At 45.6% G+C, this 23627-nt stretch carries 23 protein-coding genes and 1 other annotated feature; of the genes, 3 read left to right on the plus strand and 20 right to left on the minus strand.

Annotation, left to right across the window (positions count from 1 at the left end; all coding sequences use genetic code 11):
- Positions 1 to 6 precede the first annotated feature (6 nt).
- Both A0126_RS10720 and A0126_RS10725 read left to right on the plus strand, forming a co-directional pair.
- On the plus strand, positions 7 to 444 hold the full coding sequence (locus A0126_RS10720) for a MarR family winged helix-turn-helix transcriptional regulator (protein ID WP_088837584.1): 438 nt from the start codon (positions 7 to 9) through the stop codon (positions 442 to 444).
- A complete protein-coding gene (locus A0126_RS10725; protein ID WP_088837585.1) occupies positions 441 to 1622 on the plus strand; it encodes an MFS transporter in 1182 nt (393 codons plus the stop codon). Before A0126_RS10720 ends, A0126_RS10725 begins: the two co-directional genes overlap by 4 nt.
- A 50-nt stretch (positions 1623 to 1672) precedes the next feature.
- Here A0126_RS10725 and A0126_RS10730 read toward each other — a convergent pair whose 3' ends face one another.
- The 10 genes from A0126_RS10730 to infC form a co-directional block, all read right to left on the minus strand.
- Positions 1673 to 2377, minus strand: a complete 705-nt coding sequence (locus A0126_RS10730) for an ABC transporter ATP-binding protein (protein WP_088837586.1) — start codon at positions 2375 to 2377, stop codon at positions 1673 to 1675.
- A gap of 4 nt (positions 2378 to 2381) precedes the next feature.
- A complete protein-coding gene (locus tag A0126_RS10735; protein WP_088837587.1) occupies positions 2382 to 3794 on the minus strand; it encodes an ABC transporter permease in 1413 nt (470 codons plus the stop codon).
- A 163-nt stretch (positions 3795 to 3957) separates the two neighbouring features.
- Positions 3958 to 6354, minus strand: coding sequence for a phenylalanine--tRNA ligase subunit beta (gene pheT / locus A0126_RS10740; protein ID WP_088837588.1), 2397 nt, complete (start codon positions 6352 to 6354; stop codon positions 3958 to 3960).
- Between the two features lie 12 nt (positions 6355 to 6366).
- Positions 6367 to 7389, minus strand: a complete 1023-nt coding sequence (gene pheS / locus A0126_RS10745) for a phenylalanine--tRNA ligase subunit alpha (protein ID WP_029331121.1) — start codon at positions 7387 to 7389, stop codon at positions 6367 to 6369.
- Between the two features lie 308 nt (positions 7390 to 7697).
- Positions 7698 to 8453: a TrmH family RNA methyltransferase gene (locus A0126_RS10750; protein ID WP_029331122.1), complete on the minus strand. Its 756-nt coding sequence runs from the start codon at positions 8451 to 8453 to the stop codon at positions 7698 to 7700.
- A gap of 3 nt (positions 8454 to 8456) precedes the next feature.
- Positions 8457 to 9539 (minus strand): M42 family metallopeptidase, encoded by a 1083-nt coding sequence (locus A0126_RS10755; RefSeq protein ID WP_088837589.1) that lies wholly within the window; start codon positions 9537 to 9539, stop codon positions 8457 to 8459.
- Between the two features lie 12 nt (positions 9540 to 9551).
- Positions 9552 to 10034 carry a dUTP diphosphatase gene (locus A0126_RS10760; RefSeq protein ID WP_088837590.1) on the minus strand — a complete coding sequence of 161 codons (483 nt, stop codon included), beginning with the start codon at positions 10032 to 10034 and terminating at the stop codon, positions 9552 to 9554.
- Between the two features lie 119 nt (positions 10035 to 10153).
- On the minus strand, positions 10154 to 10513 hold the full coding sequence (gene rplT, locus A0126_RS10765; RefSeq protein ID WP_088837591.1) for a 50S ribosomal protein L20: 360 nt from the start codon (positions 10511 to 10513) through the stop codon (positions 10154 to 10156).
- A gap of 37 nt (positions 10514 to 10550) precedes the next feature.
- Positions 10551 to 10745, minus strand: a complete 195-nt coding sequence (rpmI, locus tag A0126_RS10770; protein ID WP_012371058.1) for a 50S ribosomal protein L35 — start codon at positions 10743 to 10745, stop codon at positions 10551 to 10553.
- Between the two features lie 27 nt (positions 10746 to 10772).
- Positions 10773 to 11303, minus strand: coding sequence for a translation initiation factor IF-3 (infC, locus tag A0126_RS10775; protein ID WP_029331126.1), 531 nt, complete (start codon positions 11301 to 11303; stop codon positions 10773 to 10775).
- A gap of 33 nt (positions 11304 to 11336) precedes the next feature.
- Positions 11337 to 11482, minus strand: a sequence feature (ribosomal protein L20 leader region).
- Positions 11483 to 11735: 253 nt separating this feature from the next.
- Here infC and A0126_RS10780 point away from each other — a divergent pair.
- Positions 11736 to 13211 (plus strand): catalase, encoded by a 1476-nt coding sequence (locus A0126_RS10780; protein WP_088837592.1) that lies wholly within the window; start codon positions 11736 to 11738, stop codon positions 13209 to 13211.
- A gap of 156 nt (positions 13212 to 13367) precedes the next feature.
- Here the strand turns inward: A0126_RS10780 and A0126_RS10785 are convergent, their stop codons facing one another.
- From A0126_RS10785 to mutM, 10 genes are all read right to left on the minus strand, one after another.
- Positions 13368 to 14564: a glycoside hydrolase family protein gene (locus A0126_RS10785; protein ID WP_239456738.1), complete on the minus strand. Its 1197-nt coding sequence runs from the start codon at positions 14562 to 14564 to the stop codon at positions 13368 to 13370.
- Positions 14565 to 14765: 201 nt separating this feature from the next.
- The gene (gene thrS, locus A0126_RS10790) at positions 14766 to 16706 is read right to left on the minus strand and encodes a threonine--tRNA ligase (protein ID WP_088837593.1); all 1941 of its coding nucleotides are present in this window, start codon (positions 16704 to 16706) and stop codon (positions 14766 to 14768) included.
- Between the two features lie 323 nt (positions 16707 to 17029).
- Positions 17030 to 17947, minus strand: coding sequence for a primosomal protein DnaI (dnaI, locus tag A0126_RS10795; RefSeq protein ID WP_088837594.1), 918 nt, complete (start codon positions 17945 to 17947; stop codon positions 17030 to 17032).
- 12 nt (positions 17948 to 17959) lie between these two features.
- On the minus strand, positions 17960 to 19315 hold the full coding sequence (locus tag A0126_RS10800) for a replication initiation and membrane attachment family protein (RefSeq protein ID WP_088837595.1): 1356 nt from the start codon (positions 19313 to 19315) through the stop codon (positions 17960 to 17962).
- Positions 19316 to 19382: 67 nt separating this feature from the next.
- Positions 19383 to 19865: a transcriptional regulator NrdR gene (nrdR, locus tag A0126_RS10805; RefSeq protein ID WP_088837596.1), complete on the minus strand. Its 483-nt coding sequence runs from the start codon at positions 19863 to 19865 to the stop codon at positions 19383 to 19385.
- A 13-nt stretch (positions 19866 to 19878) separates the two neighbouring features.
- On the minus strand, positions 19879 to 20247 hold the full coding sequence (locus A0126_RS10810) for a hypothetical protein (RefSeq protein WP_088837597.1): 369 nt from the start codon (positions 20245 to 20247) through the stop codon (positions 19879 to 19881).
- A 104-nt stretch (positions 20248 to 20351) separates the two neighbouring features.
- The gene (gene speD, locus A0126_RS10815) at positions 20352 to 20738 is read right to left on the minus strand and encodes an adenosylmethionine decarboxylase (protein ID WP_029331133.1); all 387 of its coding nucleotides are present in this window, start codon (positions 20736 to 20738) and stop codon (positions 20352 to 20354) included.
- Positions 20739 to 21000: 262 nt separating this feature from the next.
- Positions 21001 to 22041, minus strand: coding sequence for a glyceraldehyde-3-phosphate dehydrogenase (locus A0126_RS10820; RefSeq protein WP_088837598.1), 1041 nt, complete (start codon positions 22039 to 22041; stop codon positions 21001 to 21003).
- 164 nt (positions 22042 to 22205) lie between these two features.
- On the minus strand, positions 22206 to 22796 hold the full coding sequence (gene coaE / locus A0126_RS10825; protein WP_088837599.1) for a dephospho-CoA kinase: 591 nt from the start codon (positions 22794 to 22796) through the stop codon (positions 22206 to 22208).
- Positions 22793 to 23623 (minus strand): DNA-formamidopyrimidine glycosylase, encoded by an 831-nt coding sequence (gene mutM, locus A0126_RS10830; protein WP_088837600.1) that lies wholly within the window; start codon positions 23621 to 23623, stop codon positions 22793 to 22795. The genes coaE and mutM overlap by 4 nt, the downstream gene beginning before the upstream one ends.
- Positions 23624 to 23627 lie beyond the last annotated feature (4 nt).

The raw sequence follows: 23627 nt of genomic DNA on the forward strand, positions 1-23627 counted from the left end.
TTTTTAATGTCATCCCAACAAGAAGATATTCTTGGTCAACTTTCAAAAGTAGCACGGCTCGTCAAACGAGATATCGACGCCGTCCTTGCCCAACATTCTTTGCACACTGGTCAATGGGCATTGTTAAAAGCAGTCTCCTTACTTGAACCGGTGTCGCAAATCACCCTCTCGAAATACTTAATCATCGAAAAACCAGCTGTCACGAAAACGGTCGTTCGCTTAGAAGAACTAGGCTTCATCTCTCGGAAATCCGTCGGACGACAACGCCTTGTTGAATTGACACCACAGGCAAGAGCTGCTTTCGATGCTATCGATGAAGCAGTCCAGGCAGCACATCGCTTGTTCCTAGGTGAACTATCAAAAGAAGAACAACATTCTTTAGAGATTTTGATGACCCGCCTGCTGGCGACCCACCGTCCTGTCGAACAGGAGGAATCTTCTTGAATCGTTTATTCCACCGTCACTATGTAACGACACTCGTCGTCAATCTACTGTTGTTCATCACCTTTTATTTACTGAATGCTTCCTTACCTTTACTGGCCGCACAACAGTTCAATGTTTCTCAAAGTTCGCTCGGTTGGGTCGTAACGGCATTCATTTTAGCAACGGTTTGTTCACGTCCTTTAATCGGACATTGGCTCGATCGTTATGAGCTCAAACGAATGTTACTGTTGTCCGCTACATTTTTCATGATTGTCAGTTGCTTATATCTCATCGTCTTACCGCTCGAATCATTCAGCCTATTATTGATCATTCGTGTCTTACACGGGTTTAGTTTCGGAATGATTTCTTCTTCACTAAGCCTAAGCGTAACCACGCTGATTCCAACACCTCGTCAAGGGGAAGGGATGGGCTATTTCGTCCTCTCGATGAATCTTGCTTCCGTTCTCGGTCCGGTCATCGGATTGACGTTGATTGCACACGATGCGCTCGTCTGGTACTTCGTAACGATTGCCCTGCTTGCGATTTGTTCGTTTAGTTTCATCTGGCGTTTACCATTAACGAGTAGTCACGTTACGAGTTCCGCACCATTTCGTTTACGGCAGTCGTTATTCTTATCAAGTCCTGTCTTGCTTCTTGCAACTGTTCTTGCTGGTATTGCGATTTCAAGTACATCCGCGTTCATTTCGCTGTATGCAGATGCGATGGACCATGTCACTTATGCCTCTTACTTTTATGGTCTTGCTGCACTCGGCATGGTTGCCATTCGTCCTTTTGCCGGTAAGCGGTTTGATCGACGCGGACCAGCCTCTGTATTGGTGCCATCGTATGTTTTATACGCCGTCGGTTTTTTAGTACTCGGACTGTTCCCGACACTTCCCGGATTATTGTCCGCCGCCCTCATCATCGGAATTGGTTCCGCTTCGATTTTCCCAGGGTTACAAACTGTCATGTTGACCTATGCGGCTCCCGCACAAAAAGGCAAGGCGATTTCGACATTCTTTCTCGCTTACGATAGCGGGTTCGGAATCGGTGCTTTTCTTTTGTCAGGCATCGCCGCGAAAGTGGGTTACTCGAACATGTTTTTGATGTGTAGCCTCATCGTCGTCAGTAGTGGACTCTTATACGGTTATTTCCGTCGATCAACGTTGCTTTCAACTAAACAAAATATTGCTTCTTAAAGCGCTCAAGGAAAAACTCTCCCGTCTACAGACGCGAGAGCTTTTTCGGATCAACGTGCAGGAACGACCTCGCCTTCTGTAACACGTTTCTTCTCTATAAAACGCTGTTTCTTCAATTCAATGATATGATCGGCAGCACGGGCGACTTCCGCAGAGTGCGTCACCGCGATGATGCAACGGTTAGAACGGTGAGCAAGTTCTTGAAATAGCCGAATGATGTCCGTCGCAGTTTTTTCATCGAGCGCTCCCGTCGGCTCATCTGCAAGAATGATTGGGGCTTCCGTCGCAAGGGCACGTGCGATGGCGACACGTTGCTGTTGACCACCACTCAACTGCAGTACATTTTTTGTCGCATGGGCTTCGTCGATTCCGACCTGTTCAAGGAGATTTTGGGCATGTTTCTTTTTTCCTTTTATGCGTTGTCCACTCAATTCGAGTGCGACAATCACGTTATCCAATGCGTTCATATACGTCAATAAATTAAACGATTGAAAAACGGTCGCAGCATGTCGTGAACGATACGTCGTCAATCCGATTTTTCGAATATCGCGACCTTGATACGTAATCTGTCCTTCTGTCGGTGAATCAAGTCCACTCAACAGACTGAGAGCCGTCGTTTTCCCGGAACCTGACTCACCGAGAATTGCATAAAACCGTCCGGCCTCGAACTGCATCGAGACATCGTTCAAGATCCGTTGTTGCTTGCTTCCTGATGTATAGGCATAGGTGACGTTCGTCATTTCTAAAGTTGTCATAGTATTAATCCTCCCGTAATAGAATTTCTTTTGGATTCATCCGTAGTAAGGCAAGTGAAGGTAACAAGACAGATAAAAAGACGATTAGACTTCCAATTTCGATGACTTGAAGTAACGTCGTCCAATCAATCTTCGTTGTCATCTCTGTAATTTGTGGAATGCTATCTAACACTTGTTGTCCGCCGCGTCCACCCGGACCGCCAAAACCAGTCTGCGTTGCGACCGAACTAGCCGCTTCCGTCACCTCGCGGTTCAAAAGCTGATCTGTCATGAATTGTGATGTCATGCCACCTGTCGCATACGTGACAAGGAAAGCAATTGCCGCAATCGCAAACGTTTCAATTAGTAATTGCCCCATTAATTTCGAGCGTTTTTCACCCATCGCCAGTAAAATACCCATTTCTTTTCGACGTTCCCGGACGGATAATAAAATCAACAGCGCTAAAATCAAACCACCTGCGATACTAACAAGATAGACGACAGATTTTGAGAAGGACGCGACTTGTTCAATCGGTCCAACCATTTTTTGATAAGCAGCATCATTCGCATCCAGTGTGAACGTATCCCAGTCGAGTGGTGAGACCGCCATCGCTTCTTTTTTGAACGTATTGATTTCAGATGGATCTTCTAGCGCGTAGACGACACTCGATACACTGACCGTTCCTTCTTCAGTCGAGAAGCTCGCGAGTGTATCATTTGCAATGTACATCTGGTTCATCGGGTCCATGAAGCCTGCCGCTCGGAAATTCGCATCGGATGTCGCTTCCGTCGATGCCGATAACCCAATGATCGTCACTGTTACGGAATTTTCGGTCGTTGTCGATGTCAGCTTAAACGTATCCCCGACTTTGAGATCATTTTCAGTCGCTAAGTTTTCATCGATGACAACACTTTTTTCTTTAGCATCGGTAGTCAATGCTTCTCCATCCACGATTTTCAATGTACCGTTCGTGTATGTATCAAGTAGTTCCATGTTCGTCACACCATTTAAAGAGAAATCTGGCATCGTCATCCCTTCAGGCATCTCTCCCCCTCGCCCACCACCTGAGTTCGTTGATTCACTCTCAATCGGTGTGAGATCACTCGATGTCGCCGTCGTTTGTGCCAGGTAGTTGACGGACTTGACTTCATCTAGTTGTTCGATTGCTTCAACATCCGTCGTATCAATCGCTACTTCTTCTGGTCGTCCACGTTCACCTGACGCTTGTCGTTCCTGCATTTGCTTTTGTCGATCGACTTGTAGTGTCACTGTCGCCCCTAACTCTTTTCTCGCCTCTTCTCCCGCCGATTTAGCAGCATTCTGAATCGCGAATCCTGACAGTACGAGTGATCCGATTACCGTCAAAATAATCAACATGATCATCGTCTTTCCCTTTCGCGCTACAATACTTTTTCCTGCCCGCTTCAAAAAATTCATTTTTCGTGTTCCTCCTTTAATCTTCTAAGCTCATCTTATGCAACGTATCTGTAGTCTAGCTGTAGTTCGACTGTATCTTGAACGAAGAAATGGCCGAAACGCAAAAAAACGAGAATGACAGTGACGTCATCCTCGTTTTAACTCATGTGATTCGATTGACCGGTTACGTACGAAGTTCTGCGTCGAACGCTTTTGTTAAAGCCGTTACGACATGTTCGTGTGCTGCTGTGACTTCTTCATCGACCAAAGTCCGTTCCTTATTTTGATAACGGAGCGAGAAGGCGAATGATTTTTTGTTTTCACCGACGTTATCGCCCGTGTAGACATCAAATAATGTGACATGTTGTAAAAGCGGACCTGCTGCTTGCATGATCACTTGCTCCACTTCGCTTGCTGTGACCGATTGATTGAGGACAATCGCGATGTCGCGCGTCATCGATGGGAAACGGGACATCTCTTGATAGACGACCGGCTCTTTCGAGTGAAGTTTCATGGCATCGAGTTCAAAGACGTAGACTTCTTTTAAGCCATACTGCTCTTTCGAGAGTGCTGGATGCACTTGTCCGACGAACCCAATCGCTTCACCGTCCATCAGTACACGTGCCGTCCGACCTGGATGCATCGAATCGATGACCGCCGCTTCGTATGTCAACTTGACATTGAATGCCTCTGCTAACGTTTCGACGATTCCTTTGACAACGAAGAAATCCGTTTTGACCATTGTGCCATGCGCACGGTGTTGTTCCGCTAGTCCGACAGCGACTCCGGCGACCAGTTCTTGTTCGATCGGCAACGTCTCAAGTGACGCATCACGCTGGAGGTAAACGCTCCCCAGTTCGTAGTAAGCGAGGTCGGCATGTTGACGTGCGACATTGTGTTGCGCGACTTCGAGTAACCCTGGAATCAATGATGTCCGAAGTGTCGAACGTGCTTCGCTGATCGGCATCGCCAACTTAACGGGGTGGAGATCTGTTTGTTCATTGAATTGCATCGCACGTTGTTCACTCGTCAGTGAGTACGTGATGGCTTGCGATAAACCGGCACCTTGTAAGAGACGACGGATTTGACGGCGATGTTGATTCCGTTTCGGCAAGAAACCGCGGCTCGCTTCTTGCGGTAAGCTCGATGTCAATGCATCATACCCATAGAGTCGTGCGACTTCTTCCGCGATATCAGCCGGAATCATCAAGTCTTGGCGACGTGTCGGTACACTGACCGTTAGTGCATCTCCTGATAACTCAACTTCGAGTCCAAGGCGTTCTAATAACTCTTTCATGACCGTACCTTCGATTTTCATTCCGAGACGATGATTGATATACGAGACACTCGCTTCGATTAAGTGATCATCGAGTTGAAGTGTACCTGCTTGGACCGTTCCAGCAAGGACTGTTCCACCAGCAAGTTCAGCAATCAATGCGGCTGCCCGGTCAAGTGCTAACAAGACACGACGTGGGTCGACCCCTTTTTCAAAACGTGAACTGGAGTCCGAACGTAGTCCAAGGACACGACTCGTCTTCCGGACAGATGTCGGTGCGAAATAAGCCGATTCGAGGATGATTGACGTCGTTGTTGCGTCGACTTCTGTATTTGCACCACCCATGACACCTGCAAGCGCGACGGGCTTTTCGCCATCTGTGATGACGAGCATCGAAGGATCGAGTGTCCGTTCGACTTCGTCAAGTGTTTGGAAGGACTCTCCTGCTTTCGCTTGACGAACGACGATTTGCTGCCCCAGTTTTTCAGCATCGAATGAATGAAGCGGTTGTCCTGTTTCAAGTAAGACGAAGTTCGTCACGTCGACGACATTGTTGATTGGACGAATCCCGTTCGCAATCAAGCGGTTTTTGAGCCAAAGTGGCGACTCACCGATGACGACATGTTGGATTTCACGCGCCGCATAAAACGGACATTCCTCCGACTCAAGTGTGACAGCAAGTTTCGTTTTTTCTTCATCTTCCGTCACGTCGATTGCCGGGAAAACAGCCGTCGTATTTAAGATACCTGCTACTTCATGTGCAACTCCGTACATGCTCAAGCAATCAGAACGGTTCGGTGTCAAACCGAGTTCTAATACTTCGTCATGCAGACCAAGTAGTTCTAAGACGTCTTGCCCTGGTGTGACCGGCTCACGGAATGTATGAATTCCAGCTTGCTCATCTTCACGAATATACTTTTTCTCAAAGCCAAGTTCTTCAAGTGAACAAATCATGCCTTCAGAAACGACTCCACGCAGTTTAGCTCGCTTAATTTTAATGCCCGGAAGGCGTGCTCCGACACGGGCAACGATGACATCTTGTCCTGCTTCAATGTTTGGTGCACCACACACGATTTGGACCGGTTCTTCTTGTCCGATATCAACCGTCGTGACGTTTAGCTTATCCGCTTCCGGATGCTTTTCTTTTGTTAATACATGACCGACGACGATATTGTTCAAATCGGCGTCACGGACTTCGACACCCTCGACTTCGATCCCACTCTTCGTAATTAAGTCCGCCAGTTCCTCACCGGTTTTCTGACTGACGTCAACGAACTGCTGTAACCATTGTTTTGAGACTAACATCTGTTTTCCCCCTTAAAACTGTTCGCTGAAGCGAACGTCATTCGTATAGAAGTGGCGAATATCATCGACCCCATATTTCAACATGGCGATTCGCTCAATCCCCATCCCGAAGGCAAATCCAGACATTTTCGTACTATCATATTCTGCCATCTCAAGGACGTGCGGATGAACCATACCGGCACCTAAAATTTCAATCCAGCCTGTTTGTTTACAGATATTGCACCCTTTTCCACCACATTTAAAACACGAGACGTCGACTTCGACGGATGGTTCTGTGAACGGGAAGAAGCTAGGGCGTAACCGGATTTCACGTGCCTCCCCAAACATTTGCTTCACGAATGCTTCGAGCGTGCCTTTTAAGTCTGCCATTGAAATCGACTCTCCAACGACGAGTCCTTCCACTTGCATGAATTGGTGTGAGTGCGTCGCATCGTCTTCATCGCGACGATAAACTTTCCCTGGGCAAAGAATCCGAATCGGTTCACCTTTCGAAGCGAGCATCGTCCGCGCTTGGACAGGTGACGTATGGGTCCGCATCAGAATTTCATCCGTGATATAAAATGAATCTTGCATATCACGTGCCGGATGATCTTTCGGCAGATTCAACATTTCGAAGTTGAACAAATCTTGTTCGACTTCAGGTCCTTCTGCAATCGTATAACCGAGTCCAACAAAGATGTCCTCGATCTCGTCCGTGACTTGTTGAAGCAAATGCGCTTGTCCGACTTTTTTCGGTCGACCCGGAAGTGTCACGTCAATCGCTTCAAGCGCTAGTTTTGCGTCCATTTCTTGTTGCTTGACGTCTACTAAACGTTGCTCGAGTTCTGTTTGGATGACACCACGAACCGCATTTGCGATTTCACCGACGACCGGACGTTCTTCTGCTGATAATTTTCCCATTCCACGTAATACTTCTGTGATCGGACCTTTTTTTCCGAGATATTTGACACGGACATCATTTAATTCTTTTTGTGTACTGGCTTGATTCACGAGTTGTAACGCTTCGTCGCGAAGTGCCTCTAATTGTTCCCGCATGCTCGTCACTCCTTTTTTTCAAATAAAAAACGCCCCTTCAGCAAATGCCGAAGGGACGATTTAATTCAATCGTGGTACCACCCTTGTTCGACTTGAATCCATCAAGTCCTCAAGTAGCGCGATAACGGGCGCTTCCCGTCACGATCTCTCGTGCGACTCCGGAGTGAATTCAGCTAGCGGATTCGTAAAGAAGCTTGCAGTCTAAGGCTTCTTCTCCCTAATCGAATCGTTCTCTAACCTACTCTGTTCCATCAACGTCTAATTAAATGTTCTACTGTAACTCACTTTAGCATGAACGCTTCAGTGATTCAATCGACCGGAGCAAAATGATACAGTAAAATTCCTGCTGCAACGGCTGCATTGAGTGATTCGGCTTTTCCGCGAATTGGAATGTAAGCACGTCCATCACATTGGTCGAGCAATTCTGGTGCAACACCTTGTGCTTCATTCCCGATGATGAGTCCGATTGCACCAAGATTTTCGACTTCTGTATACGGATTGGCATTGCGTAGCGCCGTTCCGAGAACGAACACCCCTAATTCATGCAAGTCTTGAATCGCTTCATCAAGCGACATCATGATGACCGGCAAGTGGAAAATCGAACCTTGTGTTGCGCGGAGGACTTTGCTGTTATAGACATCAACTGTCCCGTGACCAATGATGACACCATCGAATCCAGCCGCATCGGCTGTCCGAATCATCGTTCCGACATTACCCGGGTCTTGCAGACGATCGAGTAACAGGTAACGGCCACGCTCTAAGCGCTCTGTTTGCTCTTTCATCTCACAAACTGCGAAAATCCCTTGTGTCGTTTCTGTTTCTGACAAGACTTTGGCAACTGATTCGTCAATTGTGATTAAGTCAGCCGCATTTTTCTTCCAAGAACCCGGAACTTGAACATCTTCACGGACAATCAATTCTTTGATGATTCCAGCACGAACAGCCTCTTCAACTAAGTGTTCCCCTTCAATGAGGAAACGTTTTGTCTGAAGACGTCCTTTTTTTGTTAAAAGCTTTTTCCATTGTTTGACGATCTCATTCTTCGTAGAAGAAATATGTTTCATGGTTTACCCCTCGTAAATCGCTTGGACTGCTTGCGTATCTAAACGTTTCGTAACGGCAACGATTAAATCGACTGCTGCTTCAAAATCTGCTTTATGCATAATGGAAACGTTCGTATGCAAGTAACGGATTGGTACTGTCAATGCGAGCGAAGGAACTCCTGTGTTCGATAAATGGAATTTCGCAGCATCCGTCCCACCACCCGGTGTTAGGTCCAATTGATATTTAATGTTTTCTTCTTTTGCGACACCTGTGACGAAATCGATTAATCCACGGTGTGCGATCATCGTCGCATCAAACATGATGACTTGTACACCTTCTCCAAGTTTTGACAATGCTTCGCGATCCGTCATTCCTGGTGTATCACCAGGGATTCCTGTGTCAACAGCAAATGCAATCGATGGATGAATCAAGTTCGCAGCCGTTTGCGCGCCACGAAGCCCAACTTCTTCTTGCACCGTTGCTCCTGCAAAAATCGTGTTCGGATGTCCTTCTTCTTTTAAACGTTTGATGGCTTCAATCGCAATCGCGCAGCCAATCCGATTGTCCCAAGCTTTTGCCATCAAGAAATTCTCATTTTTCATCACAGTAAATTCGCAATGTGGAACGACCGTATCTCCTGGTCGGATTCCCCAACCTTCGACTTCTTCTTTTGAAGTAGCACCGATATCAATAAACATTTCTTTAATATCGACTGGTTTATTGCGCGCTTCCGGTGGTAAAACATGAGGTGGTTTCGCACCGATTACGCCTGGAATGACTTCTCCAGATGATGTCACAATGTTCATACGCTGTGCCAGAAGCACTTGTCCCCACCAACCACCGAGTGGTTGGAAGCGAAGAAACCCTTTTTCATCGATCTTCGTTACCATGAATCCAACTTCATCCATGTGACCGGCAATTAAAATACGAGGCGCATCATCTTCTGCCCCTTTGTGTTCCGCGAATAAGCTACCTAACCCATCTTGATGGAATGCTTCAGCGTGAGGTTCTAGATACTCCCGCATGAGCTGGCGTACTTCTTTCTCGTTCCCGGGTACTCCTGTTGCATCCGTTAGACGCTTCAACATATGTAATTGTTCATTCATCTGATTTCCTCCTCAGTAACCGTTGTCTTGGCGAACATGATTCGCCTCGTTTTTTGAAACATAAGCCCTGAAAATCATTTCTTGTGTAAAACCAAGTGTAGCACCTAATGCTAGGTATGCACCAATTAAAACATCGTAACTTTGTTCTGTTCTTGAAATCGCGAACACATTTGTTTTATTGTAAACATCTAAAAACGCGTCTGTCGCAGTCAAGTAATAATCCCCTTCAACGAATCGATCTTTCTTATAATCAAGAGCTAGACCGAGCGATAGGAGGAAATGGACGCCATCGACATATTCCTCAAGAATCGTAACTTGTGCTGATGGTCCCTTTGTCGACCAGAATTTAAAGCAACGTGTTTCATTCGCCAGTTCGCCTAACTCTACTAATAGGGCAAGCAACCGCTCATCAAACTGATTCCCGGTCAAATTATGTTCTGACTGGATTCGTTTATCTAACTGTTCCTGCATCTCAAAAAGTGTCAACCAGTCCATCTTAATTCTCCTTCTATCCAAAAAAATAAAACGTAGACATAAACTTCTGCCTATCACCTATTTTAGCATTCCTCAAAAAAAAACGCCGGAGAATTAAATTCCCCGACGAATTGTAGAACTTAAGCGTTCAATTTTGCTTTTGCTGAGTCAGCAAGTGAAGCAAATGCAGCTGAATCTGTAACTGCGAGGTCAGCAAGCATCTTACGGTTGATGTCGATACCCGCAAGTTTGAGACCATGCATCATGCGGCTATAAGAAAGACCGTTGATACGTGCAGCCGCATTGATCCGAGTGATCCAGAGGCGACGGAAGTCACGTTTCTTTTGACGACGGTCACGGTAAGCATACATGAGAGATTTCATGACTTGCTGTTTCGCTACCTTGAAGAGTGTATGTTTCGAGCCGTAATAGCCCTTAGCTAATTTGAGTTGTTTTTTACGACGTTGACGAGTCGTATATCCGCCTTTTACGCGTGGCATATAAATTCCCTCCTAAATCTGTGTACGATTGAATAAATTACTTCGCGATCATGTGACGGATGCGTTTGAAGTCACCCGATGATACCATGCTAGCTTTACGTAATTTACGTTTCGCTTTAGTTGATTTGTTACCGAATAAGTGGCTTGTGTAAGCACGACCACGTTTCAATTTGCCAGAAGCAGTACGTTTGAAACGCTTAGAAGCACCGCGGTGCGATTTCATTTTAGGCATGAGAGATTCCCTCCTACTTCGATTCGATTAGTCTTCTTTCTTTGGAGCAAGCACTAAGAACATGCTGCGTCCTTCCATCTTCGGTCTCTGTTCAACTACACCGAACTCGCTTAAATCCGTAGCGAGACGTTCAAGGACACGTCTACCGATTTCCGAGTGAGTGATGGCACGTCCGCGGAAGCGAATACTCGCTTTCACTTTGTTACCATTCTCCAAGAATTTCTTCGCATTACGGAATTTCGTTTGGAAGTCATTCTCCTCGATTGTTGGGCTGAGACGGACTTCTTTCATCTGAATCACTTTCTGATTCTTCCGAGTTTCTTTGTCCTTCTTTTGCAACTCGAAACGGTATTTACCGTAGTCCATGATTTTACATACAGGCGGCGTTGCTTGTGGTGCGACCATGACGAGGTCAAGGTCAGCTTCCTCAGCGAGACGCAATGCCTCAGTGCGTGATTGGACTCCAAGTTGTGCACCATCCGCTCCGATAAGACGAACTTCTCGAGCGCGGATGCCTTCATTGATTAACAGATCTTTGCTAATGGTTAGCACCTCCATCGTGCAGAGCACGAAAAATGAATGATATAAAACGCTATAAAAAAAGCGTCGGCAGTTTTTCCCGCCCACACTCATAAAGAATACAATAGTCAGAGAACACTCTACTATCACATATCATCATGATGGACCAGCACAGCAACCTGTACATGGTGAGAAGCGGGATGCTTCTGCTTTGTTGTCATTTCACTTTGCTATCATAGCACTTACTTTCCCGTGATGTCAAGCCGCTTTATCAGTTCTGATAGAACATTGCTCATACACTTGATTATAATAGCAATCCTAAGTTCGTTTAGCAAGAAGTTTCTGATTAGAAATGAATGGGTAAATTTATCTTGTGCTAAAAATTATTTATTTGAATAGTGCTTATTTCTTTATTTAGAATGATTATTGTTTTATAATTGTTTTAATCTTACATAAGGGGGAGTTAAAATAATGAATGAAAACGAAAAGAAATTAACGACGAATCAGGGTGTGCCGATTGGGGACAACCAAAACTCACGTACAGCTGGACGTCGCGGACCTACTTTATTAGAAGACTATCAATTAATCGAAAAAATTGCTCACTTTGACCGTGAGCGCGTACCGGAACGCGTTGTACACGCACGCGGCTTCGGCGCACACGGTGTTTTTAAAGTAAAAAATTCGATGAAAAAATATACAAAAGCGGCTTTCTTACAAGAAGAAGGAACGGAAGTCCCTGTCTTCGCCCGCTTCTCTACCGTCATTCATGGTACACACTCACCTGAAACACTCCGTGATCCACGCGGCTTCTCTGTTAAATTCTATACAGAAGAAGGAAACTGGGATTTCGTCGGTAACAACTTACCGGTCTTCTTCATTCGAGATGCAATGAAGTTCCCGGACATGGTTCATTCATTAAAACCGGATCCACGGACAAACATCCAAGATCCTGATCGTTACTGGGATTTCATGACACTTCGCCCTGAATCAACGAATATGTTGATGCACCTCTTCACAGATGAAGGAATTCCAGCGAGCTACCGTAAAATGCGTGGTTCTTCTGTTCACTCATTCAAATGGGTAAACGCACACGGTAACACGGTCTACATCAAGTTACGTTGGGTACCAAAAGAAGGCGTTCATAATTTATCTGCCGACGAAGCAACCGAAGTACAAGGAAAAGATTTTAATCATGCGTCTAACGATACATTCCAAGCTATCGAAAATGGCGATTTCCCAGAATGGGACCTTTTCGTCCAAGTACTCGACCCTGCTGATGTCGAAAACTTCGACTTCGACCCACTTGACGCTACAAAAGACTGGTTCGAAGATGTCATTCCATTCCAACACGTCGGAACGATGACATTAAACAAAAACGTCGACAACTACTTTGCTGAAACGGAATCAGTCGGTTTCAACCCAGGTGTCCTTGTACCGGGTATGTTACCATCTGAAGATAAACTACTTCAAGGCCGTTTATTCTCTTACTCCGATACACAGCGTCACCGGATTGGACCGAACTATCAACAGCTTCCAATCAACTGCCCGTTCGCTCAAGTCAACAACTACCAGCGTGATGGTGCAATGCCGTTTAAGCAGCAAACAAGTTCAGTCAACTACGAACCAAACCGTTACCAAGATGAACCGAAACAAACACCTGAGTATACGGAAGACACACAACCACTCCATGATGACATTCATGGCCGTCTCGAAATCGAGAAAACGAATAACTTCGGCCAAGCTGGTGAAGTCTACCGTCGTATGACGGAAGAAGAACAGATGGCTCTTCTCAATAACCTTGTGAATGACCTTCAACAAGTACGTCACGAAAACACAGTCTTACTCGCAATCTGTAACTTCTACCGTGCCGATGCGTCACTCGGTGAAAAGTTATCGAAAGCATTGAACGTCGACATCAAACCGTTCTTGCAACAAATGCAAAAATAATAAGCCGTATAAACGAACAGCCTACTCTTGAATCGGGAGTGGGCTGTTTTTAATTATAGAAACACTACTGACAGAAGACTTTTACATAGGATGACTAGTTCTTCTTTTTGCAGCAATCACTTGTCACGTTTCGCTTCAATATGGAATTTATATGCTTCATGGGACAAAATTGAACCGTTCTGATGTCTCTACTGAAAAATCATTCAACTTTGAATAAAGTACGACTTGCCCTACTTTGACTTCTTTGATTTTATTTTTACGAAGATTCAGCTTTTCAGCATCCGTAAATCGATTATAGACGGGTTTAAATCCATTACTTTGATGTGGTTGCATCTGGATCGCACGATCTGTATTTTCAATTTTATTACCTTTGATGATTCCACCAACGACACCGCGTCCGAGAATCGCGATCGCCTTTCCATCTGCTCGATGAACGTTTCGGATTGTATTCATTTGAACGATCGCCTTCTCCCAATTCATCATCGAAATCGCGTGATCTTTCGTACCATCAATCGTATTGTATTCAATTCGAATATTCTGATGTGGACGGTCTTGCGAGTACTGGTGGGTACCGATTGCGACATTTATGTTTTTGAACGTATTGTTTCGAATCACAATATTTTGATTCGGTGTCCGATCCTGCGCAGACCACTTCCATCGAAATCCTTGTGTTACCGGATCAGGTGTATCTAAATTAATTGATTCATTGGGTCCCGTATTTTTAATCATCGTCGCATTGATGAATGCCATATTTTCTATCACAGCATGATTCGTTGCATCTAACTCAATCGCGTGTGAACCGTTTTGGTTACGAATCGTCAGTCCACCGATGTAAAGATTCGCGTTATGGGCGATCGCAAAGGCTGCGCCTCTAGCGAGATGACTTAAGTCGATTTGTGCATTGCCCTGACCTTCAATCGTCACATGGTTCGAACCGTTGTATTTTCCGACCGTTGTCTTCAGACGCAAAACGGATGGTGGAACGAGGTCGAAGACACTTGTTGTTGCTGCGATTTTCGTCGTCCCGGTATCGAATGTCTTTTTAATGATGACACCATCTTCTAGGCGAATCGTTGTATTCGATGGAACCCCCACACGAATCGGCGACAGATACGTTCCTTTCGCTAAGATCAGTGTCCCGCCACCTTCCGCCTCAATTTTTTCTAAATAAGACCGCAACGTATAATAGTTTTTTGTTTTTTCATTATATGTCGAATACTTTCGTAAAACAGAATCAATCGGCTCTGTCCGAGGTGTAATCCGGTATGTTTTCATACTTTCGACTCGTTCGATGTCCGGCGCAATGAAGGTAAACGACATCGCACAAAGACACACTAAAATTAATTTCTTCAACCGTTCCACCCCTCTCATCCATGTATCGGTCGTTTCTCAAAAACTCTGTAGATACAAAACGGGTGGACTCGAAAATTTCTCCAAAATCCATCGGGTTAAGCTGCGATTCCTCCCGGATGCAAGAAAAAGCCAGCCTTCCCGTGCCCGTGACGGACAGGAAAGCTGACTTGTGTCGTGCTAACCGATTCAGATTATTATTGATTACTTCGAACGGTTGGCGATCTCTGCTTCTAAATCAGCAACGAATTGCTCAAGCGAGGCATTGCTTGAATCTTTCGAGCCATAACGACGGATGTTGACTTCCCGTGACTCCACTTCTTTATCCCCGAGTACGAGCATGACCGGGATTTTGTTCATCTGTGCTTCACGGATGCGGTAACCGAGCTTCTCATCGCGGAAGTCCGTTTCAATCCGGATCCCTTTTTTCAAGAGCATCGCTTTAATTTCACGTGCATAATCTTCTTGTGCCCGTGAGACCGGAATCAATTTGACTTGGACCGGTGCGAGCCATGTCGGGAATGCCCCTTTGTATTCTTCGATCAAGTACGCAACGAAACGTTCCATTGTCGAAACGACACCACGGTGCAAGACGACCGGACGATGATCTTGTCCGTCATTTCCTTTATACGTCAATTCGAACCGCTCCGGTAACAAGAAGTCGAGCTGAACTGTCGACAGTGTCTCATCCTTACCGAGTGCTGTCCGGACTTGAACATCGAGCTTCGGACCGTAAAACGCGGCTTCACCTTCTGCTTCGAAATATTCCAGTTCAAGTTCATCCATCGTTTCTTTCAACTCACGTTGCGCCATTTCCCAAATCGCATCGTTGTCGAAATACTTTTCCTTATCTGCCGGGTCACGGTAAGACAGACGGAATTTATAATCGGTAATCCCGAAGTCCGCGTAGACTTCTTGAATCAAGTGAACGATGGCTTTAAACTCATCTTTCATTTGATCCGGACGGACGAATGTATGCCCGTCGTTTAGGACCATGTAACGCACGCGTTGTAGCCCCGTCAGTGCACCTGACATTTCATAGCGGTGCATGCCACCAAGTTCTGCGACACGGAGTGGTAAGTCACGGTATGAGCGTGGCTCATTTTTATAAATCATCATGTGGTGCGGACAGTTCATCGGCCGAAGAACGAGTTCTTCATTATCCATCTCCATTTTCGGGAACATGTCATCTTGATAGTGATCCCAGTGACCTGACGTCTTATACAACTCAACTGAACCGAGCACAGGTGTGTAGACATGTTCATAACCCAGTTCGAGCTCTTTATCGACGATGTACCGTTCGACAGTACGACGGATGGCCGCCCCTTTTGGTAACCACATTGGTAACCCTTGACCGACGTCTTGCGATGTGAAGAACAAATCAAGTTCTTTTCCGAGTTTCCGGTGATCACGTTCTTTTGCTTCTGCCAAGAAGTGTAAGTGTTGTTTCAGTTGGTCTTTTGTTGCCCAGGCTGTCCCGTAAATCCGTTGCAGCATTTTATTTTTTGAATCACCACGCCAGTAAGCACCTGCGATGCTCATCAATTTGAAGACTTGCAGCTTCGCAGTCGCCGGGACGTGTGGACCACGGCATAAGTCGAAGAACTCGCCTTGGCGATAGAGTGTCAAATCTTGATCGGCTGGAATCGATTCAATCAATTCGATTTTAAGCGGGTCATTCAGTTCCTTATAGATGTTTAAAGCTTCATCACGCGAAACGACTTCTCGTTCAATGGACAAGTTTTCTCCCGCAATTTTATTCATCATCTTTTCGATGACCGGAAGATCTTCTTCTGTCAAACGACGTTCCATATCGATGTCATAATAAAAGCCGTTTTCAATTGTCGGTCCGATTCCAAGGTGAATCGTTTCATCCGGGAAAAGACGTTTGATCGCTTGCGCCATCAAGTGCGCAGACGAGTGACGAATCAAATCGAGTCCTTCTTCTGAGTCTGGCATGACGAGTTCGATGACACCGTCTTTTTCAATCGGACGTCGGTAGTCGATGACTTCACCGTCTAGTTTTGCGGCAAATGCCTTTTTACGGAGTCCTGGACTGATGGAAGCCGCGACTTCTTCAGCAGTTGTACCGGCTGCGAATTCTTTGACCGCGCCGTCTGGAAATGTAAGAGCAATAGTTGACATGACTGTTTCCCCCTTAAATTAAATAAAAAAAAGACCCATCCCTCTAAAAAGGGACGAGTCTTCATCTCGTGGTACCACCCTCGTTCCCGAACATGTTTCCATGTACCGGCTCGAACACGCGATAACGGGCGTGAGACGCAAACGGATTAGCCCCGTCTGTGCTATGAGGGAGTAAAGAAAACGAATAGAGTCCATGAGAAGCTTTCACCATCCTTCTCTCGCTTGTTTGGTCCAGTTCGTCCTTCGTATCCTCAATCTTTGCAATTCACTATACTGATTGTGCACTAAGTATAGCGAAAGATGAAGTTCTTTGACAAGGAAAATTAATAACGCCGGCGATTTTCACCTAAAAATTCGACTGGATTCGTCGTCGTCCGGATACGTTCCATCAATCGCATCGCTTTCAATTTATCTCCTTGATCATTCGTAATCCCGAAATGAAGCTCGAGTTCATCATAGGATAAATTCGAACTGAACAATGTCGGCAAGCGATGCATCATCCGGTACTGCAAGATGATCCCGAACAGTTCGTCCCGAACCCACGGGCTGATCGACTCTGCCCCGATGTCGTCAATCAATAAAACGGGAACCGTCTGAAAACTCTCGAGGAACGTATCAAAACTATCGGACCGGATTCGGCGTTTCGCTTCCGAGACAAATCCCGGCGCATGGACAAGAATTGTCGCAACACGCTCTTTTTTGAGCGCATTCCCGATTGCTGCGAGCAGGTACGTTTTCCCGACACCGAAACTCCCGTGCAGATACAGTCCTTTGACCTGCTCTTTCGAACGAATCGTATTCAAAAATTGTGACGCTGCCCGCAAGGCAAGTTTTCGATCCGTCGTCGTCAAATCAAAGTCACTGAAGTTCGCGTCCCGTACTTCATCCGGTAAAAACAAACTTTTGAATTTTTTCTCGAGCGCCCGTTCATTTTCACGATCTTTGAGTGCTTGCGTTTTTTCATAAGCGACCATGATTTGTCCTTTTTCTAAATGCAGCACGGGCTGATAGCCTTCGATAACGGCTTTTTTTTCAATCACTTGATGACCGTCCATCTGCTCGGCATATTCATTGAGCTTTAACATCCCTCGCTCAATCGTCCGTTGATCAATTTCAGAATGTGTCCTTAAAAAGACGATGACACCTGGATGCGATAGGACTCGCTCATGAATGGCGCGCACGGATGCTGCGACACCTGGACGATTCAAGATTTTTTCAATCGATGATTGGATATGTTCCATCTCACTACTCCTTTACTTCCCCTTTAGTTCACGCAGAATCCGTTCCATCTCTGCATCATCCGGTACTTCGGATTCAAAACTCGCTTTTTTAGTCGCTTCATATTTTTGTTGTTTCTCTTTTTCTTCTTGTAGCCATTTCGGATTCGGTCCAGTCGAACTCGGACGCCCTCTTCTGCCGCCAACGGTTTGGCGTGACCGTTCTTGCTTTTGATCCTGTTTCTTTGCGATTAATTCGTCTTGGTCTTTTGTTTTCGCTAATGCTTCTGCTGCTGTCGCGTAACCTTTCTGTTTCCAATCGTCGACAATCGACAGCAAAAAGTTTTTACTGAAGCGATTGTCCTTTTTCATGACAAGTGCGTAATAATAGGCAGCATTGACGATTCCCGACGACATTTCATAATCGATGATCAATTGCTGAATCAATTCTTCATCCCGTTCAGAAAGTGACTTCACCTTACGTAACTTCGCGACATAGTGCTTCGGATGAGTCCCTTCCATCGTCTCACTTTCACTTAAATCACCGACTTCGACTTCTTCGAGGACAGCGACCTTCGCTTTTTTATCACGACTGAGCTTTTGTTTCGCCGATAACATCATCTGTTTACAGCGCTCTTGCTTCTCACTGTCCGTCATTGGTAGGTACGCTTCATGCCGGAAGCGGGCATTCAACAGTTCCGCCATCAAGGTTTCATTCGACTGTGTGACGTAAGCTAGCTTCAGCAACAATTGGTCAATCGATTTCGTATAAAAGCTTCTCGGGAGAAAACGATCGGTCTGACGCTTCATTTCTTCTAAGTCGAATGAATAATCAAATTCATAGGCGGCACGTTCTTGTTTCGCATACGATTTTGGTTGATGGGCAGAAGCAAGTCCTGCTTTGACATCAAACACTTGATCAAAACGAACCGTCCGGTCAACGACATTTTTCGGTAGCTGCTCCGTCCGAAAACGATTTTGAAGTGCTCGAAAGCGGATTTCTCCGACACGATAAAACAGTAAGCTTGATAAGACACCATCATTCAAGAACGTATTCGGTGCTAACGGGACGCGAATTTGATAAACATAACGATAGGCAGCTTGTTTCGCCTCAAATGTTCGAATCAATCCAATTCCTTCGAGCTTAAAAAGCTCCTCTTTAAATTCATCAACAGAAAATCCTAACAATGTTCCTAGTTCTGCATGTGAGATATATTGTGATTTCGTTTTACCAGGAATCATCTCACTCCAAAACGTTTGGTACAGACCAAGAGCTTTTACACCGATGATCGGCTGATATAAATAATAGAGGGATTGATAAGCTTCACGATCGACGACACCATTACTCATGATTAAACATAAGTCCGTTCCCGATACATCACGTTCCAACATCTGTTTCGTCCCTTCTTTCGTGAGAAAAAGAGAGGTGCGTTCTGACCTACAGACGACCTCTCCTCGATTACGTTAAATTTTCACGTTCATTTTCTTGATGGCGTTCCATTAGTTCAGATAACTCTTGGAAAAAGACATTGATGTCTTTGAATTGTTTATAGACACTCGCAAAACGGACGTAAGCCACTTCATCAACAGAAGCGAGTTCATTCAAGACGAGCCGGCCGACCTGTTCACTCGGAATTTCATGTTGTGCCGTTGCCCGTAAGGCTTTTTCGACACGACTGACGACCGTTTCGAGTTGCTCAATTGAAATCGGACGTTTTTCACATGCACGGACGAGTCCACGTAAAATTTTATCACGATTGAATTCGTCACGGGTCCCATCCTTTTTCACGATGATGAGTGGTGTTTGTTCAATCATCTCGAATGTTGTAAAACGATAACCACATGATTCACATTCACGACGGCGCCGAATCGAGCCAAAATCTTGCACAGGTCTCGAATCGAGAACCTTCGTCCCGTTATAATTACAGGCTGGACAACGCATGCCGCACCTCCGTTCACGTAAATTCTTTTGTTCCAATCATTTTCAATCGGTATGTCGCATCTAATTCTTGATAGATTGTTTCAATCCATTGCTCGAGGTCCGGACCAAGTAATCCTTCGCGATGCAAAAATAGATCAACAGCTGTTCTACCAGAACCGACCATGATGACTGTCGCTAGTCCATCTAACCCAGTTCCTTGAAAAGATAATTCTCCTCGTTCAACATCAATTCGTTTAACGGTTCCGTGTTGCTTCGCCACGACAGTCTCAAGACCTGTAAACAACATCTCGGGAGTCGCAGCATAATAGTGCGTTCGTAATTTTTCGTTTTTATGCGTATCAGACGTTTCAAGTTGTTTTTGCAAACGTTCTTTAAATCCCATCCGCCATCACCTTTTCTGTTTTCTTCTACTATTAAGAATAACAGACGTCAGACATATTAAAAAGCCCTCGCCATAAAGACGAGGGCTGGTAGTTCGTGTTTTTGTCAGTTAACGTGCTGAATCGTAGCTGCCGGAACTTTAACTGGTCCCATGCCACGCGGAATTTCGACATTTTCACGGATTTTTGCATCTAATGCGTCAGCGATATAATTCGCTGCGATTGCTGGATCGATGCGATCCCCACACGTAAAGACATCAACTGATGCATATCCGTGTTCTGGGAAGCTATGAATCGTCAAATGCGATTCAGAAATGATGACGACGCCGCTTACTCCGTGTGGAGCAAACTTATGGAATGCGACTTCGCGTACCTCTGCACCTGCTTGAAGTGCTGCGTCAACGAAGAGTCGTTCGACAAACTCCATGTCGTTTAATTTTTCAGGATTACAATCCCAAAGTTCTGCAATAATGTGTCTTCCCATAGTATCCATTAGTGGATCCCCCCTACATTCAATGGTCTTCAAAGTATAGTCATGATCACTTACTTTGCGCCTGAGTCTTTCGCACCCACGGGGGAAAGTTAGTCCAGAGAGGTCCTAACCCTTTAAGCTGCGATTGCCAGACCGATTGAAGTTCACGATTTGAATTATAGCGAGTATCAAAAAGATACACAAGGATAAATTTTAAATTTCAGCGCCTATTTATTAAAAAACCGCTCTATCTGTTGGTATAGAGCGGTTTAAAAAATATAAATTATTTTAATTCTAATTCCTTTTCAACCGTTGTCGCCTCAATATGTGCTCCAATCATCTGAACGAGATCGACGACACGACATGAATATCCCCATTCATTGTCGTACCAAGCAAGCACCTTCACTTGGCGTCCACCCATGACCATCGTCGATAGGCCATCGACGACCGTCGAACGGACTTCCCCGTTAAAATCAATCGAAACGAGCGGTTCCATCGTCAACCCTAGAATCCCGTCTAACGCACCATCAGCTGCTTTCACGAACGCTTCATTTACTTCTGCGACCGTCGTATCACGACTCACTTCGACGACGAGGTCAACGAGCGACACGTTCGGTGTCGGAATGCGGAGCGCAAGCCCGTTCAACTTCCCTTCGAGATGCGGTAAAACGAGCGAAATGGCACGTGCCGCACCAGTGGATGTCGGAATAATCGATGATCCACAAGCCCGTGCCCGACGTAAATCCTTATGTGGATTATCAATATTATTTTGATCATTCGTAAAAGCATGAATCGTCGTGACGAGTCCCGTCTCGATTCCGAATGCCCGATCGATGACTTGAACGACAGGCGCAAGACAATTCGTCGTACAGGATGCATTCGAGACGACATGATCGTTCTCATGATCGTACATCGCATCGTTGACCCCCATTACGATTGTCCGAATGTCCCCTTTCGCCGGTGCCGTGATGACGACTTTTTTTGCTCCCGCCAACACATGTTTACTTGCGCCGTCTTTCGAATTGAACTTTCCTGTTGCTTCGACGACGACATCAATCTCAAGTTCCCCCCACGGTAATAACTCAGGATTACGTTCGCTGACGATTCTCACGAGTTGTTCATTAATCATCAAACCACCCTCGACAATCTCGACCGGGTATTCAAACTTTCCATGGACCGTATCGTACTTAATTAAGTGCGCGAGTGTTTCCGGTGGATAACTTGCATTAATTGCGACGACCTGACTTTTCCCCTCAGCGATTAATCGACGGAACACCATTCGACCAATACGCCCAAACCCGTTAACTGCCACCTTGACTCCCATGTGCGGATCCCCCTTCAATGTGACGGATAATGCTCCGTTTACAGATAGAACTATATCATGAAATGTAAGCGATTTCATTATGTAAACAAAAAAAAGTTGAGAGAAGTCATCAACTTCTCCCAAAACGATACTTCTGCTTCTTTAATTTTGTTTCGCTCCAAACCTCAACGCGTGACAGGTAACGTTTTTAACCACTGATCGATTTGTCGGTATAACGCTTCGACCGTTCCTTCGTTGACCAACACATAGTCGGCGAGGAGACGTTTCTGTTCAATATCGAGTTGAGATTGCACACGTGATTGCGCTTCCTCCCGTGACATTTGATTGCGTTCCATCAAGCGATCCAATTGTAGATAAGCGTTACAATAGACGACCACGACTTGATCGACAAGCTGTTTCCAATCTCCTTCTAATAAAAGCGGGATATCAAAAACAACTAAAGATTCTTCTTGCTGTTCCAATTCGTCTGCCCGGGCGAGCATCTGTTGTCGAATCTTCGGATGCATCAACTCATTCAGTAAATTCCGTTTTTCACTATCGTGAAAAATAATTTCACCAAGCTTGGCTCTGATTAATATCCCATCTTCAAATGCTTCCGGAAAGGCAGCTTTCACATCTTGATAAGCCAGTCCATCCGGTTCCATGACTTCCCGCGCGATCAAATCAGCATCGATGACCGGAATCCCATTCGTTTGTAGATACGTCGCGACGGTACTCTTTCCCGTCGCGATTCCTCCCGTCAAACCGATTCTCATAACGCGACCTGCTGACAGTTCGGGCAGAAGTGTGTCCCACGTCCACCAACCTTGATTTTTTCAATCGCTGTCCCGCAACGCGGACACGGGACACCTGTTTGACCATACACAGCAAGTTGCAGTTGAAACTCCCCTTTTCCGGATGGCGAGACATAACTCCGAATCGTACTGCCGCCACTTTCGACGGCTTTTTGTAAGACATCAACACCTGCGACGTGAATCCGCGAAATATCGTCAAGCGTCAAGGCCCCTGCTTTCGTTAACGGATGAATCCGTGCCGCGAACAACGTCTCATCGACATAGATATTCCCAAGTCCTAAAAAGATCGATTGATCGAGCAATGCTGTCTTGATCGGGCTGCGTTTTTTACGAATTAGATTTTCGGCTAAGACTTCCGCCGTGAACGTCGGATCAAACGGTTCCCGCTCGAGTTGGGCAAGTGGTGGGACCTGCATCACGGTCGCTTTTTCCCGCAGCTCCATCGTCCCGAACTTTCGGACGTCGTTATAATGCAACTCTGAGCCGTCTGTGAATCGAAAGATGACATGAGTATGCTTATCTTTTTCAATCGCTTGGGGATACGGAAAATACTTCCCTTCCATTCGTAAATGACTGACGAGATAAAACTGTTCAAATGCAAATAAAAGAAATTTCCCACGCCGTTCGACCCGTTCGATCCGCTCTTGCTTCAAAGCGTCGACAAACGGTGCAACTTCCATTCCCCGGATCATCTTCGGATGGAAGACCTTCACAGAAGAAATCGTTTTTCCAGAGACCGTCCGCTCCAGATTGCGTCTGACGGTCTCGACTTCAGGTAATTCAGGCAAACTA

It is taken from the genome of Exiguobacterium sp. N4-1P (assembly GCF_002214325.1).

What these genes read in the sequence shown, in the direction of transcription:
- thrS (WP_088837593.1), bottom strand. Translation starts at nt 16,706, where the DNA reads ATGTCAACTATTGCTCTTACATTTCCAGACGGCGCGGTCAAAGAATTC.
- A0126_RS10755 (WP_088837589.1), bottom strand. Translation starts at nt 9,539, where the DNA reads ATGAATGAACAATTACATATGTTGAAGCGTCTAACGGATGCAACAGGA.
- coaE (WP_088837599.1), bottom strand. Translation starts at nt 22,796, where the DNA reads ATGAGAATCGGTTTGACGGGAGGAATCGCGACGGGAAAGAGTACCGTC.
- A0126_RS10750 (WP_029331122.1), bottom strand. Translation starts at nt 8,453, where the DNA reads ATGAAACATATTTCTTCTACGAAGAATGAGATCGTCAAACAATGGAAA.
- nrdR (WP_088837596.1), bottom strand. Translation starts at nt 19,865, where the DNA reads ATGCGTTGTCCAGCCTGTAATTATAACGGGACGAAGGTTCTCGATTCG.
- A0126_RS10820 (WP_088837598.1), bottom strand. Translation starts at nt 22,041, where the DNA reads ATGGGAGTCAAGGTGGCAGTTAACGGGTTTGGGCGTATTGGTCGAATG.
- pheT (WP_088837588.1), bottom strand. Translation starts at nt 6,354, where the DNA reads ATGTTAGTCTCAAAACAATGGTTACAGCAGTTCGTTGACGTCAGTCAG.
- A0126_RS10720 (WP_088837584.1), top strand. Translation starts at nt 7, where the DNA reads ATGTCATCCCAACAAGAAGATATTCTTGGTCAACTTTCAAAAGTAGCA.
- rplT (WP_088837591.1), bottom strand. Translation starts at nt 10,513, where the DNA reads ATGCCACGCGTAAAAGGCGGATATACGACTCGTCAACGTCGTAAAAAA.
- A0126_RS10735 (WP_088837587.1), bottom strand. Translation starts at nt 3,794, where the DNA reads ATGAATTTTTTGAAGCGGGCAGGAAAAAGTATTGTAGCGCGAAAGGGA.
- A0126_RS10780 (WP_088837592.1), top strand. Translation starts at nt 11,736, where the DNA reads ATGAATGAAAACGAAAAGAAATTAACGACGAATCAGGGTGTGCCGATT.
- dnaI (WP_088837594.1), bottom strand. Translation starts at nt 17,947, where the DNA reads ATGGAACATATCCAATCATCGATTGAAAAAATCTTGAATCGTCCAGGT.
- A0126_RS10760 (WP_088837590.1), bottom strand. Translation starts at nt 10,034, where the DNA reads ATGGACTGGTTGACACTTTTTGAGATGCAGGAACAGTTAGATAAACGA.
- infC (WP_029331126.1), bottom strand. Translation starts at nt 11,303, where the DNA reads ATGGAGGTGCTAACCATTAGCAAAGATCTGTTAATCAATGAAGGCATC.
- rpmI (WP_012371058.1), bottom strand. Translation starts at nt 10,745, where the DNA reads ATGCCTAAAATGAAATCGCACCGCGGTGCTTCTAAGCGTTTCAAACGT.
- speD (WP_029331133.1), bottom strand. Translation starts at nt 20,738, where the DNA reads ATGGATACTATGGGAAGACACATTATTGCAGAACTTTGGGATTGTAAT.
- pheS (WP_029331121.1), bottom strand. Translation starts at nt 7,389, where the DNA reads ATGCGGGAACAATTAGAGGCACTTCGCGACGAAGCGTTACAACTCGTG.
- A0126_RS10800 (WP_088837595.1), bottom strand. Translation starts at nt 19,315, where the DNA reads ATGTTGGAACGTGATGTATCGGGAACGGACTTATGTTTAATCATGAGT.
- A0126_RS10730 (WP_088837586.1), bottom strand. Translation starts at nt 2,377, where the DNA reads ATGACAACTTTAGAAATGACGAACGTCACCTATGCCTATACATCAGGA.
- A0126_RS10810 (WP_088837597.1), bottom strand. Translation starts at nt 20,247, where the DNA reads ATGGGATTTAAAGAACGTTTGCAAAAACAACTTGAAACGTCTGATACG.